Below are 15,012 nucleotides of genomic sequence, written 5' to 3'. Positions count from 1 at the left end.
AGGGCGCTACGCCGATCCGACAGGCCGACTAACGGTCGATAGTGGCCACTGAATCAACACGGTTTTGTCCGGTCGTATCTGCGGCTGCGCGCACCGCGTCCTGAAGGCGTGGGCAGCGTGGCCGATTCCGTCGTCAAGACCTTGGTTTTAGGGAAGTGTTGAATGAAGCGCGCTACAACGATATTGCTGACCGTGACCGCCGCCGTTTTGCTCGGTGGTTGTGTGGCGGATTTTGATGATGACCATCGCCATGGCCGGCACTACGACCGGGATCATGGCCGTGATTACGACCATGACCGGCGCTGGGACGATCGCGATGATCACCGCGACGGCCGTCGCTACTACCGTGATCGCGATGATGATTGATTGAATGAAAAAGGGCGTCCCGTGGGACGCCCTTGTTGTTAAAAGTGAGCGCTCGCCTGGACGCGGGATCGCGTAGGCACGGAGGCCTCGATGTCCAGCAAATGGGTGGCGAGAATGTCGCTCAGAAAGCGGAACTGATCGTTGATGCCGACCACTTCATTGCTGAAGTGATTGATCGCGGCGGGCATCAGCAGATCTTCGAAAGCTTCGTTGAACACCAGCGCCTGCGTCTTGTGCGACACGTACTGCTGGTCGTAGTAGTTGCTGCCGAACACCGGGAAACTCACGGAGAGTGTGATGGTGTGAATCATGATGTGAACTCCTCGTTGCGTCTCGGATGTGGCAATCGTGCCTTTGATGGGCGGTGGGCGGAAGGCAATCGTGGCGATGGTGGATATCGATGGCAGTGATGGTTGCGGTATATGTTGCTGCTGATGGCCTCTTCGCGAGCAGGCTCGCTCCCACAGGGGATTGCATTTCAAATGTGGGAGCGAGCCTGCTCGCGAAAAGGCCGGTGCAGCCACAACCAGACCAACGGCCATCCCCCGCACCTATACTCAAATCTGCCTCTTCCTGTTCAAAGGACTCCACCACCGTGAACCTGCGTGCGCTGCTCGTCGCCGCACTGTTTCTGCTGGCCGGCTGCGCCACGTCGGCCCGTGCCCCGGTGTCAGCGCCTAAAGCCGTGTTCGTCTCGCCTGCAACCTGGCAGCAGATCGACCGCGAGATCGTCAGCGTCTCTCAGCAGGCCACCGAGCAGGTCAAGCTGTTTGCCCGCGGTTCGATGGAACATTGGCGCATTCGCGTCTATGAGCAAACTGAAGAAAATTTCATCCCGTGGTTCAGCAGCTACTGGACGCAGGAATGGCTGTCGATGAAGGTCAGTTGGTACACCGTCAGTGCCGGTGGCGAACAGGACGCTTCCGCCAAGCGTCTGGCGGCGTATCTGCTTGAGCAATATCAGAAAAAAGTGCTGGCGCCGGTGGCGGTGGAGGTCGACCCGGACGCGATTCTCGGTCAGGCCACGGCGTTCTATGCGCAGTTGATGGCCCAGCAGATGCCGCTCATCGCCCAGCGTCATGGGGTGCCGGTTGCTCAGCTCAATGGGCGGTTGCAGAAGATTCCGGCGATCGCGCTCGGCCCTCCGCCAGCGCGCGATGCTTCGTTGTATCAAGTCATCAGCAGCGAACCGCTGAACACGCTGCCGGCGTATGCCGCGCTCATCGACAAGATCCATACCGACGGCGGCGCCAAGGGGATTGCCTCGACGGACGCCGGCATGGCGCCGGTGGCCAAACGCGCGAGCCAGCGCATGGAAGCGGAGATGGCCCCGCGCGGAGCTGCCAGTGCCGTGGCAGCCGCCGCTGGGAAGTTGGCCGGTGGACTGATTTCGGTGGGTGTCGCGGGGATCCGCGCGATCATTCAGGCCAATGATCGCCCCGACAGCGAAGCGTTGATCCGCAACAGTCTCGGCAGCACCTTTGATAAGGCCTGGCTGAAACTGGTGCAGAACCCGACGACCGGCGTCATGGCCGGCACGCTGCACATGGCCGGTCAGGTCGAACGCAATCTGGGTGCGCGGGAGGAACCGTCGGTCGGCTTGGGCGTGAACCGTGTCGAATGGCAGCCGCCGGATTCGACTACTCAGCAGATCGAACCCAACGTACAAGGAGAATGATCATGGCTTACATCGATATTTTCGTGGCGCCTGTGCCGACTGCCAATCGTGAACAGTACAAACAACACTGCGTGATCGCGGCAAAACTGTTCAAGGAATACGGTGCGCTCAGCGTGGCTGAATGCTGGGGCGATGACGTGCCGGACGGCAAGCTCACGTCGTTTCCTATGGCGGTGAAACTCAAAGAAGGCGAAACCGTGGTGTCTGGCTGGCTGATCTGGCCCGACAAAGCCACCCGCGACGCCGGCATGGCAAAAATGATGGAAGACCCGCGCATGCAACCCGACGTCAACCCGATGCCGTTTGATGGCCAGCGCATGATCTACGGCGGCTTCCAATACCTCCTCGAACCTTGACCCCACACCATCCCCTGTAGGAGCTGCGGCACGCTGCGATCTTTTGATTTTGATTTTAAAAACAAGATCAAAAGATCGCAGCGTGCCGCAGCTCCTACAGGGATATCGTCACTCGGGTGAGGGGGTGATTCGGCAGCTTTTGCGCTGGCGAATTTCTTCGTCGCTTGGCCGTTCGCGGACGAATTCAAAACGCGGTTCACCCTCGCTGTAATGCACCAGCCAGCCCCATTCCAGTTCCTTTTCATCCTGCCCGGGACTCGGCGGTCGGGCCCACCATGGCTCTTTGCTGAGGATCTCGCGCATGGCGGCCTCCGGTTGATGGCAATCCTTGAACTATAGCTGCCTGTCGCGAGTCGTCAGTTCAGGCTGTGTAGAATCCGGCGGATTACCATGAACAGGGGAGCAGGGCCATGACCGATGAAGCGAAGCGACTGTTTTTCGCCCTCGATTGCCCGCCGGTGCAGCGCAAGGCGATTGCTCAGTGGCGCGGCGAGTTGGGTTTGCGCACTGGCAAACCGGTGCCGGCCGATAACTTTCACCTGACGCTGTTGTTTCTCGGAGCGGTGCCGTTGGCGCAGATCAATGAAGTTTGCCAAGCCGCCAGCAAAGTGCGCACGCCCGGGGAGGCGTTGAGGATTTCGCTGGATCGCTTGCAGGTCTGGCATCGTCCGGGCGTGTTGTCGCTGGCGCCTGAGCAGGCACCGCAGGCGTTATTGCGCTTGGTTTACGCGTTGGAACAGGCGATGTTGCCTTTCGGTTTTGAAGAGACGCCCCGCGAGTTTCGCCCGCACCTGACGTTGGCCCGTGACTACCGCGCGCCGGAGCCGGAAGCCGCTACGCCACCGGAGTTCTTTTTGCGAGCTGAACGCTTTGCCTTGTTTGAATCGCACAAGGGCCGTTATCGCGTTTTGCAGGATTGGCCGCTGACCTGACGCGACAAAAAAAGGCGCCCGAAGGCGCCTGAGAATTCACCTGAGCCGAGGGAGCCAGGTGAGGCCGTTCATAGAGAGGTTGCAGCGGTGGTAAGGCGCTGCGCGAACGGGAAATTTTTACACTGATCGTTCCTACGCTCTGCGTGGGAATGCCTCTTGTGACGCTCCGCGTCACGCTTTGGGACGCAGAGCGTCCCGGGCTGCGTTCCCACGCGGAGCGTGGGAACGATCATCGCGCGTATCAGTTATTTACCGAGCTTCACCCGGGTCCAGCCGCGCGTCATGATGCGCTGCGTGGCAATCGGTTGATCCGGCACGGCGTACAACGTCGCCATCACCGCGTCTGTCGGGTACGAGCCCGGGTCGTTGCGGATCGCTTCATCCACCAGTGGCGTGGCCGCCGCGTTGGCGTTGCTGTAGCCGATGCTGTTGGTGACTTCGGCGATGATGTCCGGGCGCATCAGGAAATTCATGAACAGGTAGGCGTTGTCGACGTTGCTGGCATCGCGCGGGATGGCGACCATGTCGTAGAAGCTGCCGGCGCCTTCCTTGGGAATGCTGTAGTCGATGACCACGTTGTTGCCCGATTCCACCGCGCGGGCCTTGGCCTGCAGCACGTCACCCGAGTAACCGACCGCCACGCAAATGTTGCCGTTGGCCAGATCGGAGATGTATTTCGAGGAATGGAAATACGCCACATACGGGCGGATTTTCATGAACAACGCTTCGGCTTCAGCGATGTGCGCGGTGTCCTTGTCGTTCACCGGGTAGCCCAGGTAGTGCAGGGCGGCCGGGAGCATTTCGGTCGGCGAATCGAGGAAGCTGATGCCGCAGGCTTTGAGCTTTTCAGCGTTTTCCGGTTTGAACAGCAAGTCCCAGGAGTTGGTCGGGGCGTTGGCGCCGAGCACTTCCTTGACCTTGGCCGGGTTGAAACCGATGCCGATCGAGCCCCACATGTACGGGAACGCATGAGCGTTGTCCGGATCACTGGCGGCGGCGTTTTTCAGCAGCACCGGGTTGAGATTCTTCCAGTTCGGCAGCTTCGATTTGTCCAGCGTCTGATAGACGCCAGCCTTGATCTGCTTGGCCAGGAAACTGTTGGACGGCACGACGATGTCGTAACCGGATTTGCCCGCCAGCAAGCGCGCCTCAAGGGTCTCGTTGCTGTCGAAGACGTCATAGGTCACACGGATGCCGGTTTCGTCTTCGAATTTCTTGACGGTGTCCGGCGCGATGTAATCGGACCAGTTGTAAACACGCAGCACCTTGTCGTTGGCCTGGGCGCCCATGACGATTGCGCCCATTAAGGACAGTGTCAGCAGAGTCCTGCCAAACATTTTCATCGGTACAACTCCATTCTTTTTATTCACATTACGCAAAACCCCCTCACCCTGACCCTCTCCCGGAGGGAGAGGGGACTGACCGAGGGGCTGACTACATTTTTGTAGGAGCTGTCGAGTGAAACGAGGCTGCGATCTTTTGATCTTCAAATGCAAAGTCAAAAGATCGCAGCGTGCCGCAGCTCCTACAGGGTTATGCGGTGGCGGCTTGTTGCTGAGGCTGCCACGACTCATTCGCGGTCTGATCCATTGCTTCCTGAATCGCACGCTTGCGGTTGGCTTCTGCCTTGCGGCCGAAGTACCAGACGAGGAAGGTCACCAGCGACACCGCCAGCAGAATCAGGCTCGCCACGGCGTTGATCTCAGGTTTCACGCCCAGACGCACGGCCGAGAACACTTCCATCGGCAAGGTCGTCGAACCCGGCCCGGACACGAAGCTCGCCAACACCAAGTCATCCAGCGACAAAGCGAACGACATCATGCCGCCCGCGGCCAGCGACGGCGCGATCATCGGGATGGTGATCAGGAAAAACACCTTGAACGGCTTCGCACCGAGGTCCATCGCCGCTTCTTCGATCGACAGATCCAGCTCGCGAAGGCGGGCGGAGACTACCACTGCCACATAAGCGGCACAAAACGTGGTGTGGGCGATCCAGATGGTGACGATGCCACGCTCCTGCGGCCAGCCGATCAACTGCGCCATCGCTACGAACAGCAGCAACAGCGACAGACCGGTGATCACTTCAGGCATCACCAACGGCGCGGTGACCAGGCCACCGAATAGAGTGCGGCCCTTGAAGCGAGTTACACGGGTCAGCACGAATGCCGCCAATGTGCCCAATGCCACGGCAGCAATCGCGGTGTAGCAGGCGATTTCCAGCGAGCGCACCACCGAGCCCATCAGTTGCGTGTTGTCGAGCAGGCCGACGTACCACTTGATCGACCAGCCACCCCACACCGTCACCAGTTTCGAGGCGTTGAACGAGTAGATCACCAGAATCAGCATCGGCAGATAAATGAACATCAGGCCGAAGATCAACATGAACTTGGAAAAACCGAAGCGTTTCATCCCCGTGCCTCCATCTCTTTGGCCTGGCTGCGGTTGAACAGCAGAATCGGCACAATCAGAATCAACAGCATCACCACCGCCAGGGCAGACGCCACCGGCCAGTCGCGGTTATTGAAGAACTCTTGCCACAGCACGCGACCGATCATCAGCGTCTCCGGGCCACCCAGCAGTTCTGGGATCACGAACTCACCGACCACCGGAATAAATACCAGCATGCAACCGGCAATAATCCCGTTCTTGGCCAGCGGCACGGTAATTTTCCAGAAGTTGTTGAAGTTGCTCGAACCCAGATCCGACGCGGCTTCCAACAGGCTGCCGTCGTGCTTGACGAGGTTGGCGTACAGCGGCAACACCATGAACGGCAGGTAGGCGTAAACCACGCCTATATAGACGGCGGTGTTGGTGTTGAGGATCTCGATCGGGTGATCGGTCAGCCCCGTCCACATCAGAAACGCGTTGAGCAGACCGTTGTTGCTGAGGATGCCCATCCACGCGTAAACGCGGATCAGGATCGCGGTCCAGGTTGGCATCATGATCAACAGCAGCAGGACGTTTTGCGTTTCCTTGCCGGTCTTGGTGATCGCGTAGGCCATCGGAAAACCGATCAGCAGGCACATCATCGTGCTCAGCGCCGCGACTTTCAGCGAACCGAGGTAGGCCGACAGGTACAGCTCGTCTTCGCCGAGCATGGTGTAGTTGCCGATGTTCAGCAGCAACTGGAATTTCTGTTCGGCGTAGGTGTAGATCTCCGAGTACGGCGGGATCGACAGCGCGGCTTCCGAGAAACTGATCTTCATCACCAGAAAGAACGGCAGCATGAAGAACAGGAACAGCCAGATGAACGGAATACCGATCACCAGTTTTCGTCCGCTGGGCACCAGGCGCAGGAATTGCTGATTGAAGGTTCTCATGAGCGCAGTACCACGCCGCTGTCGTCTTCCCACCAGACGTAGACTTTGTCGTCCCAGGTCGGACGCGCGCCACGGCGTTCGGCGTTGGCCATGAACGACTGGACGATTTTGCCGCCCGGCAGTTCGACGTAGAACACCGAGTGACCGCCGAGGTAAGCGATGTCATGCACCTTGCCTTCGGACCAGTTGTAGCGGAACTCCGGTTTAGTAGTGCTGACCAGCATTTTTTCTGGACGGATCGCGTAGGTGATCGACTTGTCCTGCACCGAGGTGCTGACGCCGTGACCGACGTAGATCTTCTGCTGCAAGTCCGGGCTGTGGATGATCGCGTGACCTTCAAGGTCTTCCACCACGGTGCCGTCGAAGGCGTTCACGTTGCCGATGAATTCGCAAACCATGCGGCTGACCGGAGCTTCATAAATGTCGATCGGGCTGCCGATCTGCGCGATCCAGCCCAAGTGCATGATGGCGATGCGCTCAGCCATGGTCATGGCTTCTTCCTGGTCGTGGGTCACCATCACGCAGGTCACGCCGACGCGCTCGATGATTTGCACCAGCTCCAGTTGCATCTGCGAACGCAGCTTTTTATCCAGCGCACCCATTGGTTCGTCGAGCAGCAACAGCTTCGGACGTTTGGCCAGCGAGCGGGCGAGGGCGACGCGTTGACGCTGACCGCCGGACAACTGATGCGGTTTGCGTTTGGCGTATTGGGTCATGTGCACGAGGCGCAGCATTTCATCGACGCGGGCATCGATTTCACTGGCCGGCAAACGGTCCTGCTTGAGGCCGAAGGCGATGTTCTGCGCGACGGTCATGTGTGGGAACAGCGCATAGGACTGGAACATCATGTTGATCGGCCGCTCGTACGGCGGCATGTCGGTGATGTCCACGCCGTCGAGCAGAATCCGCCCTTCAGTCGGCCGCTCGAAACCGGCAAGCATGCGCAGAAGGGTCGATTTGCCCGAGCCGGAGCCGCCGAGCAGGGCGAAGATTTCGCCCTGATGGATCTCCAGGGACACATCGTCCACTGCCGTGGTTTCGTCGAACTTCTTGGTGACACGATCGACTTTCACCAGAACCTTTTTCGGTTGCTGATGACCTTCAAGTGCCTTCCGGTAAGTGCTGGAGGCGTTTGCCATGTGAAACTCCCAACAGGTTTCGTTCGCTCAGCCAACGTGGCCGGGCTTAAGTGGATTGCAAGCCAGGAACAACCATCCCCCTCACACATATCCCTGTAGGAACTGCCGAAGGATGCGATCTTTTGATCTTGTTTTTTACAATCAACATCAAAAGATCGCAGCCTTCGGCAGCTCCTGCAGGGGCCACATTTTCAGTGGGTTGTCCTGGCTTGTTCGGCGCCGCCGTCCTGGCTGCCTGGGTCGTACTTGTTGTTATTACGGGTGTTGCTGTTCACGAATGACGGATGTGCGCAGGCACACCCGACATCCGAGGGGGCAGTGAATCGTTACATATTCTTGGGTTGGATCAGCGCTGGTTGCGCTGCGCCGCCCGTTGCCGGCAAGCCGCGCCGAATGCCTGGAAAATCTTCAGGTAGTTCGGGTTGTCCAGCACCTGCCATTCCGGGTGCCATTGCACGCCGAGGGCAAAGGTCGGGCTGTCGGCGACCGAGATCGCTTCGATCAAACCGTCCGGTGCCACGGCTTCGGCACGCAGGCCGGGCGCGAGGCGGTCGATGCCCTGGCTGTGAATCGAATTGACCTGAAACTCACCCGGCAACTCGAGCGCTTCGAACACGCCACCGCCCAGCACCGTCACGGCATGCGCCGGCGCGTACTGCACGGCGAGTTCCGGGCTGTCGGCCTCGCGGTGATCAAGCATGCCCGGCAGCTCGTGCACCTTTTGGTGCAGGCTGCCACCGAACGCCACGTTCATTTCCTGGAAACCACGGCAGATGCCGAGCACCGGAACGCCCGCCGCGATGGCTGCACGTAATAAAGGAAGAGTCGTGGCATCCCGCGCCGGATCGTGATCCGTGCCGGGTGCGCTGGCCGGGCCTTGATAGTGGAAAGGTTCCACGTTCGAGGGCGAGCCGGTCAGCAACAGACCGTCGAGTTGACCGAGCAGGTCATCGATTTCAGTCAGGTTGCCAAGGGAAGGAATGACCACTGGCAACCCGTTGGCGCCAACGCTGACAGCACGTAAGTACTTGTCACCGCTGATGTGATAGGGGTGCAGGCCAATCTGTTTGACGCACGCTGTAACGCCGATCAATGGCTTGAATGCCATTTTTATTCACCTCGAAGTTTGACACTTGAACGAGCTTTTCCGGAGCTTATCCGCGTTTATTTTAATTAACAACTGCCATGTAAAAAATTCTAAACGCCGTTCATCAAATCTTCATGAATCTAGGGGCTTTGGCGCCTGTGTTGGCACGAGAGTGTTAATAAAAGCCCTAAAAATAAACCCTTGGAGGCCAGCTGTTCGCTATTGACTTCACTTTGCCTTTCGGATTGACTGGCTGCGCAACACGGTAGTGAACATAATAATTAACAGCTAAATAGGTGCATCATGTCGGTCCCTCTGCGTACCGTTCAACTCAACGAAGCAAACGCATTCCTTAAGAAATATCCTGAGGTTTTGTACGTCGACCTTCTGATTGCGGATATGAACGGTGTGGTGCGCGGCAAGCGCATCGAACGCACCAGTCTTCATAAGGTTTACGAGAAAGGCATCAACCTGCCGGCCTCGCTTTTCGCCCTCGACATCAATGGCTCCACGGTGGAAAGCACCGGTCTGGGCCTGGACATCGGTGATGCTGACCGCATCTGCTATCCGATCCCCGGCACGCTGAGCATCGAGCCTTGGCAAAAGCGCCCGACCGCACAACTGTTAATGACCATGCACGAACTGGAAGGCCAGCCGTTCTTCGCTGACCCGCGTGAAGTGTTGGCCAACGTCGTGCGCAAGTTCGACGAAATGGGCCTGACCATCTGCGCCGCGTTCGAACTCGAGTTTTATCTGATCGACCAGGACAACGTGAACGGCCGTCCACAATCGCCACGTTCGCCAGTCTCCGGCAAGCGTCCGGTGTCGACTCAGGTGTACCTGATCGACGATCTCGACGAATACGTCGACTGCCTGCAAGACATCCTCGAAGGCGCGAAAGAGCAGGGCATTCCTGCTGACGCCATCGTCAAGGAAAGCGCCCCGGCGCAGTTCGAAGTCAACCTGCATCACGTGTCCGACCCGATCAAGGCGTGCGACTACGCCGTCCTGCTCAAGCGTCTGGTGAAGAACATCGCCTACGACCACGAGATGGACACCACCTTCATGGCCAAGCCGTATCCGGGCCAGGCGGGCAACGGTCTGCACGTACACATTTCGATCCTGGACAAAGAAGGCAACAACATCTTCGCCAGCGAGGATCCCGAGCAGAACGCCGCGCTGCGTCACGCGATCGGCGGTGTGCTGGAGACCCTGCCTGCGCAAATGGCTTTCCTGTGCCCGAACGTCAACTCTTACCGCCGCTTTGGCGCGCAGTTCTACGTACCGAACTCGCCAAGCTGGGGCATCGACAACCGCACCGTGGCCGTGCGCGTACCGACCGGCTCACCGGACTCCGTGCGCATCGAGCACCGTGTTGCTGGCGCCGACGCCAACCCGTACTTGCTGATGGCGTCTGTTCTGGCCGGTATTCACCACGGTCTGACCAACAAGATCGAGCCGGGCGCGCCGGTTGAAGGCAACAGCTACGAGCAGAACGAACAGAGCCTGCCGAACAACCTGCGCGACGCACTGCGCGAGCTGGACGACAGCGAAGTCATGGCCAAGTACATCGACCCGCTGTACATCGACGTCTTCGTCGCGTGCAAGGAAAGCGAACTGGCCGAGTTCGAAAACTCGATCTCTGACCTTGAGTACAACTGGTATCTGCATACGGTCTGACGGTTGACCCACCGCCGTAACCCTGTAGGAGCTGCCGAAGGCTGCGATCTTTTGATCTTGCTTTTAAAAAATCAAAGTCAAAAGATCGCAGCCTTCGGCAGCTCCTACAGGGGATCGGGTTACCAGATTTTGATCGGCGGCGTTCGTCCGCCGATCACCCAATCCCCCTTGTCGAGCCACAACAATGACAACTACCCGCAACGACTGGGAACAACGCTTCCAGTCTCTGACCATCGAGTCCCGCGCGTTCATCAACGGTGAATATCGCCCGGCTATCAGCGGCGACACCTTCGAATGCCTGAGCCCTGTTGACGGCCGTTTCCTCGCCTCCGTGGCCAGCACCGATGAAGCCGACGCCAACCTCGCCGTTGAAGTCGCGCGTCAGTCTTTTGAATCCGGCGTGTGGGCGCACAAAGCCCCGGCCGAGCGCAAGCGCATCCTGATTCGCTTCGCCGATCTGATCCTGCAGAACCAGGAGGAACTGGCGCTGCTGGAAACCCTCGACATGGGTAAACCGATCAGCGATTCGATGAGCATCGACATCCCGGCGACCGCTAACGCGATCCGCTGGAGCGCCGAAGCCATCGACAAGATTTACGACGAAGTCGCCGCGACCCCACACGACCAACTCGGCCTGATCACCCGCGAGCCGTCCGGCGTCGTAGCGGCCATCGTGCCGTGGAACTTCCCGTTGATCATGGCCAGCTGGAAATTCGCCCCGGCGCTGGCAGCGGGCAACTCGTTCATTCTGAAACCTTCGGAAAAGTCGCCACTGACGGCGATCCGCATCGCGCAACTGGCGCTGGATGCCGGCATTCCGAAAGGCGTGTTCAACGTGCTGCCAGGCTTCGGCCACACCGTCGGCAAAGCGTTGGCGTTGCACATGGACGTCGACGTGCTGGCCTTCACCGGCTCCACGGCGATTGCCAAGCAACTGATGATTTATGCCGGCCAAAGCAACATGAAACGCGTCTGGCTCGAAGCAGGGGGCAAGAGCCCGAACGTGGTGTTTGCCGACGCACCGGATTTGCGCGCGGCAGCACAAGCAGCGGCCGGCGCCATTGCGTTCAACCAGGGCGAAGTGTGCACCGCCGGTTCGCGCCTGCTGGTCGAGCGTTCGATCCGCGAGCAATTCATTCCGCTGCTGGTGGAAGCACTGCAAGCGTGGAAACCGGGGCACGCCCTCGATCCAGCCACCACCGTCGGTGCCGTGGTCGATCAGCGTCAACTCGACAACGTGCTGCGCTATATCAGCATCGGTCGTGAGCAGGGCGCCGAGCTAATTGCCGGCGGCGAGCGCACCCTCGAAGAAACCGGTGGCCTGTACGTGCAACCGGCGTTGTTCGACGGCGTGACCAACGCGATGACCATCGCTCAGGAAGAAATCTTCGGCCCGGTGCTGTCGCTGATCACCTTCGACACCGTTGAAGAAGCGCTGCAGATCGCCAATGACAGCATCTTCGGCCTCGCCGCCGGTGTCTGGACCAGCAACCTGAGCAAGGCGCACACCTTCGCACGCGGCTTGCGTGCCGGCAGCGTCTGGGTCAACCAGTACGACGGCGGCGACATGACCGCACCGTTCGGTGGCTTCAAACAGTCGGGCAACGGTCGCGATAAATCGCTGCACGCGTTCGACAAGTACACCGAGCTGAAAGCGACCTGGATCAAGCTCTAACTCTTTTACCGCGGCGGTCGCCGGCAGTGATCGGCGACCTTCGGAGAACAAACATGAAACAGCAACACGTCAACAGCTACTACGCCGCCACCCGCAACGAAGTCATCGATTTTCCGATTCTCGAAGAAGCGGTGGACTGCGATGTCTGCATCATCGGCGCCGGCTACACCGGCCTGTCCTCGGCGCTGTTCCTGACCGAAGCCGGCTATAAAGTGACGGTGCTCGAAGCGGCGAAAGTCGGCTACGGCGCCAGCGGTCGCAACGGCGGCCAACTGGTCAACTCCTACAGCCGCGACGTCGACGTGATCGAAGCGCGCTATGGCGACAAGACCGCAGAGATCCTCGGCAGCATGATTTTCGAAGGCGCCGACATCATCCGTTCGCGCATCAAGGATTACGACATCAAATGCGACTACCGCCCGGGCGGCATCTTCGCAGCGATGAACAAGAAACAACTCAACGGTCTGGCCGAGCAAAAACGCGGCTGGGAACGTTACGGCAACAACAACCTGAAGATGCTCGACGCGGCTGAGATTCGTCGCGAAGTCGGTTCCGACGCTTACGTTGGCGGCTTGCTCGACATGCAAGGCGGCCACGTTCATCCGTTGAACCTGGCACTCGGTGAAGCGGCAGCCATCGTGCGTCTGGGCGGCAAGATTTACGAGCAATCGGCTGCCGTGGAAATCAAATACGGCGAGCCGAACGTTATCCGTACTGCCAAAGGCCAGGTGCGCGCCAAGTATCTGTTGATCGCTGGCAACGCTTACCTACCGCAAGGTCTGGACAACCGCGTGACCGCGAAAAGCATGCCGTGCGGCTCGCAGATCGTTGTCACCGAACCGTTGACTGAAAAGCAGGCGCGCAGCCTGATCACCAACAATTACTGCGTCGAAGACTGCAATTACCTGTTGGATTACTACCGCCTGACTGCCGACAATCGTCTGCTCTACGGCGGCGGCGTGGTCTACGGCGCGCGTGAACCGGACGACATCGAACAACTGATCCGTCCGAAGATCCTCAAGACCTTCCCGCAGCTCAAAGACGTCAAAATCGACTACCGCTGGACCGGCAACTTCCTGCTGACCATGTCGCGTATGCCGCAATTCGGTCGCATCGAGAAAAACGCCTACTACATGCAGGGCTACAGCGGTCACGGCGTGACCTGCTCGCACCTCGCCGGCAAGCTGATCTCGGAAATGATCCGTGGCGATGCCGAGCGTTTCGATGCGTTCGCCTCGTTGCCGCACATGCCAATGCTCGGCGGCCGCATGTTCTCCGCGCCGTTGACCGCTCTTGGCGCCGTGTACTACTCGCTGCGCGACCGTTTCGGCATCTAAAGTTACCTCCCCGGCGACGGTCGCCAAGACCGCGCCGGTTTTTACATGATGTGCAGATCGTGCTGAATGTACGATTCGGCTGCTCCACCGCTATTTTTGTAGGAGCTGAGCTTGCTCGCGAAGGGGCCATTTCAAGCAACATCCCTGTCGCCTGACACACCGCATTCGCGGGCAAGCCTTGCTCCTACAGATTTCGGCGGGTGCATTTGCCCCACCGTCCATCGAACCTGCTGAGCAACACCACCAAACGTGATTTAATAGCCGCCTTTCACGGTTCCGGGACACGGGAGCAACGTGATCCGCGCCCTCGGCGCGTCACCCGCCACCCACCCCCATCGCCCTTAAGTCGTTCTCACATAAGGCTGTCATGGATACGGGTTCTCGACTCAAACTAGTACGCGAAAGCTACAAACTCTCCCAGCGCGAGCTGGCCCGGCGTAGCGGCGTGACCAATGCCACCATTTCCCTGATCGAACAGAATCGCGTCAGCCCCTCCGTCAGCTCACTGAAAAAGCTGCTCGAAGGCATCCCGATGTCCCTGGCCGACTTCTTCACCTTCGACCAGCCGCCGCGCGAACATCAATACGTCTTCCGTGCCAATGAACAGCCGGATCTCGGCCGTCATGGCCTGCGCCTGCTGCTGATCGGTGCCTCGGTGCCAAGCCGCCAGATGCGTTTGCTGCGCGAGCAATACGCGCCGGGCGCAAGTTCCGGTGAAGAGCCGATCGTGCACGCCGAAGGCGAGGAGTGTGGGCTGGTCACGCGCGGCACTGTCGAGTTGACCGTCGACGGCCAGGTGAGCGTTTTGGGCGCGGGGGATGGTTACTACTTTCCCACCACGTTACCGCACAAGTTCCGCAATATCGGCGCCGATGAAGCCGAGATCATCAGTGCGAACACGCCGGCGAACTTCTAAGGCAGTCACTCGAAGCACACTAAAAACCGCAGCGATGCGGTTTTTTTTTTGGCACAAATCGAGCGATCAAAGTTTCAACGTTTAACTACTTCGCCTTCCACTGCCCGCCGCCATTCTCACAATCAATCCGCGCTTGGGCCAAATGCTCAACGTCGTAGTAATACGTGGTCACTTGCGCATTGTCGGGGATGTTCAGCGCCTTGGCGTTTTTGTCCTTGCTGGTGGAGTGCGGGTTGGCGAGCGATTCCTGAGTGATGGTCGCGATGCACGCGGCCTGATAGTGATCCGCACAGTTTTCCACTTTGTTTTTTGTGCTGCTGAGCATGTCTTTGCTTTCGTTGCTGCACGACCAGTCGATGGCATTCACCGGCATGCCTTCGTATTCGTAGCAGCTATGGGTTTCGATGGCCGGCACCGAGGCGCTGGAAGATTGGGTCTGGACGTCGCAACCCTCGGCCATGACGCAAGTCGGGATGATGGCGAACGTGGCGATCAGCAACAGAAATCGAATGTTCATCGGAATTTC

At 59.0% G+C, this 15,012-nt stretch carries 16 protein-coding genes; 8 read left to right on the top strand and 8 right to left on the bottom strand.

The features are described from left to right. Positions 1-162: 162 nt before the first annotated feature. On the top strand, positions 163-366 hold the full coding sequence (locus ACP3TY_RS14540) for a hypothetical protein (RefSeq protein WP_282358419.1): 204 nt from the start codon (positions 163-165) through the stop codon (positions 364-366). Positions 367-404: 38 nt separating this feature from the next. On the opposite strand, the gene ACP3TY_RS14535 is transcribed toward ACP3TY_RS14540, so the two are convergent. Beyond that, positions 405-677 carry a hypothetical protein gene (locus tag ACP3TY_RS14535; RefSeq protein ID WP_426617788.1) on the bottom strand — a complete coding sequence of 91 codons (273 nt, stop codon included), beginning with the start codon at positions 675-677 and terminating at the stop codon, positions 405-407. 284 nt (positions 678-961) lie between these two features. On the opposite strand from ACP3TY_RS14535, the gene ACP3TY_RS14530 reads away from it, so the two are divergent. Together ACP3TY_RS14530 and ACP3TY_RS14525 are read left to right on the top strand one after the other, a co-directional pair. Continuing rightward, positions 962-2,044, top strand: coding sequence for a hypothetical protein (locus ACP3TY_RS14530; RefSeq protein ID WP_426617787.1), 1,083 nt, complete (start codon positions 962-964; stop codon positions 2,042-2,044). 2 nt (positions 2,045-2,046) lie between these two features. Next, entirely contained in the window at positions 2,047-2,400 is a 354-nt protein-coding gene (locus tag ACP3TY_RS14525; RefSeq protein ID WP_053119325.1) for a DUF1428 domain-containing protein, read from the top strand. A 108-nt stretch (positions 2,401-2,508) separates the two neighbouring features. Here ACP3TY_RS14525 and ACP3TY_RS14520 read toward each other — a convergent pair whose 3' ends face one another. Then, positions 2,509-2,703: a hypothetical protein gene (locus tag ACP3TY_RS14520; RefSeq protein WP_426617786.1), complete on the bottom strand. Its 195-nt coding sequence runs from the start codon at positions 2,701-2,703 to the stop codon at positions 2,509-2,511. Between the two features lie 107 nt (positions 2,704-2,810). On the opposite strand from ACP3TY_RS14520, the gene thpR reads away from it, so the two are divergent. After that, complete coding sequence (gene thpR / locus ACP3TY_RS14515; RefSeq protein WP_426617785.1) at positions 2,811-3,332, top strand: RNA 2',3'-cyclic phosphodiesterase; 522 nt, start codon at positions 2,811-2,813, stop codon at positions 3,330-3,332. Positions 3,333-3,577: 245 nt separating this feature from the next. Here the strand turns inward: thpR and ACP3TY_RS14510 are convergent, their stop codons facing one another. The 5 genes from ACP3TY_RS14510 to ACP3TY_RS14490 form a co-directional block, all read right to left on the bottom strand. Beyond that, a complete protein-coding gene (locus tag ACP3TY_RS14510; protein WP_159812438.1) occupies positions 3,578-4,675 on the bottom strand; it encodes a polyamine ABC transporter substrate-binding protein in 1,098 nt (365 codons plus the stop codon). Positions 4,676-4,865: 190 nt separating this feature from the next. After that, positions 4,866-5,741, bottom strand: coding sequence for an ABC transporter permease subunit (locus ACP3TY_RS14505; RefSeq protein WP_426617784.1), 876 nt, complete (start codon positions 5,739-5,741; stop codon positions 4,866-4,868). Continuing rightward, positions 5,738-6,619 carry an ABC transporter permease subunit gene (locus tag ACP3TY_RS14500; protein ID WP_163005261.1) on the bottom strand — a complete coding sequence of 294 codons (882 nt, stop codon included), beginning with the start codon at positions 6,617-6,619 and terminating at the stop codon, positions 5,738-5,740. Before ACP3TY_RS14500 ends, ACP3TY_RS14505 begins: the two co-directional genes overlap by 4 nt. A 29-nt stretch (positions 6,620-6,648) precedes the next feature. Then, positions 6,649-7,791, bottom strand: a complete 1,143-nt coding sequence (locus tag ACP3TY_RS14495) for an ABC transporter ATP-binding protein (RefSeq protein ID WP_053121089.1) — start codon at positions 7,789-7,791, stop codon at positions 6,649-6,651. 346 nt (positions 7,792-8,137) lie between these two features. Beyond that, a complete protein-coding gene (locus tag ACP3TY_RS14490) occupies positions 8,138-8,899 on the bottom strand; it encodes a gamma-glutamyl-gamma-aminobutyrate hydrolase family protein (protein ID WP_212545961.1) in 762 nt (253 codons plus the stop codon). A gap of 282 nt (positions 8,900-9,181) precedes the next feature. Between ACP3TY_RS14490 and ACP3TY_RS14485 the strand changes: the two genes are divergently transcribed. From ACP3TY_RS14485 to ACP3TY_RS14470, 4 genes are all read left to right on the top strand, one after another. Beyond that, positions 9,182-10,558 carry a glutamine synthetase family protein gene (locus tag ACP3TY_RS14485; RefSeq protein ID WP_159812436.1) on the top strand — a complete coding sequence of 459 codons (1,377 nt, stop codon included), beginning with the start codon at positions 9,182-9,184 and terminating at the stop codon, positions 10,556-10,558. A 184-nt stretch (positions 10,559-10,742) separates the two neighbouring features. Continuing rightward, entirely contained in the window at positions 10,743-12,233 is a 1,491-nt protein-coding gene (locus ACP3TY_RS14480) for an aldehyde dehydrogenase (RefSeq protein WP_053121086.1), read from the top strand. A 53-nt stretch (positions 12,234-12,286) separates the two neighbouring features. Next, a complete protein-coding gene (locus ACP3TY_RS14475; protein ID WP_426617783.1) occupies positions 12,287-13,570 on the top strand; it encodes an NAD(P)/FAD-dependent oxidoreductase in 1,284 nt (427 codons plus the stop codon). A 367-nt stretch (positions 13,571-13,937) separates the two neighbouring features. Then, positions 13,938-14,486 (top strand): cupin domain-containing protein, encoded by a 549-nt coding sequence (locus tag ACP3TY_RS14470; protein WP_053121083.1) that lies wholly within the window; start codon positions 13,938-13,940, stop codon positions 14,484-14,486. An 85-nt stretch (positions 14,487-14,571) separates the two neighbouring features. Here ACP3TY_RS14470 and ACP3TY_RS14465 read toward each other — a convergent pair whose 3' ends face one another. Further along, positions 14,572-15,003 carry a hypothetical protein gene (locus ACP3TY_RS14465; protein ID WP_159812434.1) on the bottom strand — a complete coding sequence of 144 codons (432 nt, stop codon included), beginning with the start codon at positions 15,001-15,003 and terminating at the stop codon, positions 14,572-14,574. Between the last annotated feature and the right edge of the window lie 9 nt (positions 15,004-15,012).

This window comes from Pseudomonas rustica (genome assembly GCF_049959085.1).
GTDB classification, from domain to species: Bacteria; Pseudomonadota; Gammaproteobacteria; order Pseudomonadales; family Pseudomonadaceae; genus Aquipseudomonas; species Aquipseudomonas rustica.
The sequence above is the reverse complement of the archived record's forward strand: the minus strand, read 5'-3'. Positions and strand labels throughout refer to the sequence as shown.

What these genes read in the sequence shown, in the direction of transcription:
- ACP3TY_RS14540 (WP_282358419.1), top strand. Translation starts at nt 163, where the DNA reads ATGAAGCGCGCTACAACGATATTGCTGACCGTGACCGCCGCCGTTTTG.
- ACP3TY_RS14535 (WP_426617788.1), bottom strand. Translation starts at nt 677, where the DNA reads ATGATTCACACCATCACACTCTCCGTGAGTTTCCCGGTGTTCGGCAGC.
- ACP3TY_RS14525 (WP_053119325.1), top strand. Translation starts at nt 2,047, where the DNA reads ATGGCTTACATCGATATTTTCGTGGCGCCTGTGCCGACTGCCAATCGT.
- ACP3TY_RS14520 (WP_426617786.1), bottom strand. Translation starts at nt 2,703, where the DNA reads ATGCGCGAGATCCTCAGCAAAGAGCCATGGTGGGCCCGACCGCCGAGT.
- thpR (WP_426617785.1), top strand. Translation starts at nt 2,811, where the DNA reads ATGACCGATGAAGCGAAGCGACTGTTTTTCGCCCTCGATTGCCCGCCG.
- ACP3TY_RS14510 (WP_159812438.1), bottom strand. Translation starts at nt 4,675, where the DNA reads ATGAAAATGTTTGGCAGGACTCTGCTGACACTGTCCTTAATGGGCGCA.
- ACP3TY_RS14505 (WP_426617784.1), bottom strand. Translation starts at nt 5,741, where the DNA reads ATGAAACGCTTCGGTTTTTCCAAGTTCATGTTGATCTTCGGCCTGATG.
- ACP3TY_RS14495 (WP_053121089.1), bottom strand. Translation starts at nt 7,791, where the DNA reads ATGGCAAACGCCTCCAGCACTTACCGGAAGGCACTTGAAGGTCATCAG.
- ACP3TY_RS14490 (WP_212545961.1), bottom strand. Translation starts at nt 8,899, where the DNA reads ATGGCATTCAAGCCATTGATCGGCGTTACAGCGTGCGTCAAACAGATT.
- ACP3TY_RS14485 (WP_159812436.1), top strand. Translation starts at nt 9,182, where the DNA reads ATGTCGGTCCCTCTGCGTACCGTTCAACTCAACGAAGCAAACGCATTC.
- ACP3TY_RS14480 (WP_053121086.1), top strand. Translation starts at nt 10,743, where the DNA reads ATGACAACTACCCGCAACGACTGGGAACAACGCTTCCAGTCTCTGACC.
- ACP3TY_RS14475 (WP_426617783.1), top strand. Translation starts at nt 12,287, where the DNA reads ATGAAACAGCAACACGTCAACAGCTACTACGCCGCCACCCGCAACGAA.
- ACP3TY_RS14470 (WP_053121083.1), top strand. Translation starts at nt 13,938, where the DNA reads ATGGATACGGGTTCTCGACTCAAACTAGTACGCGAAAGCTACAAACTC.
- ACP3TY_RS14465 (WP_159812434.1), bottom strand. Translation starts at nt 15,003, where the DNA reads ATGAACATTCGATTTCTGTTGCTGATCGCCACGTTCGCCATCATCCCG.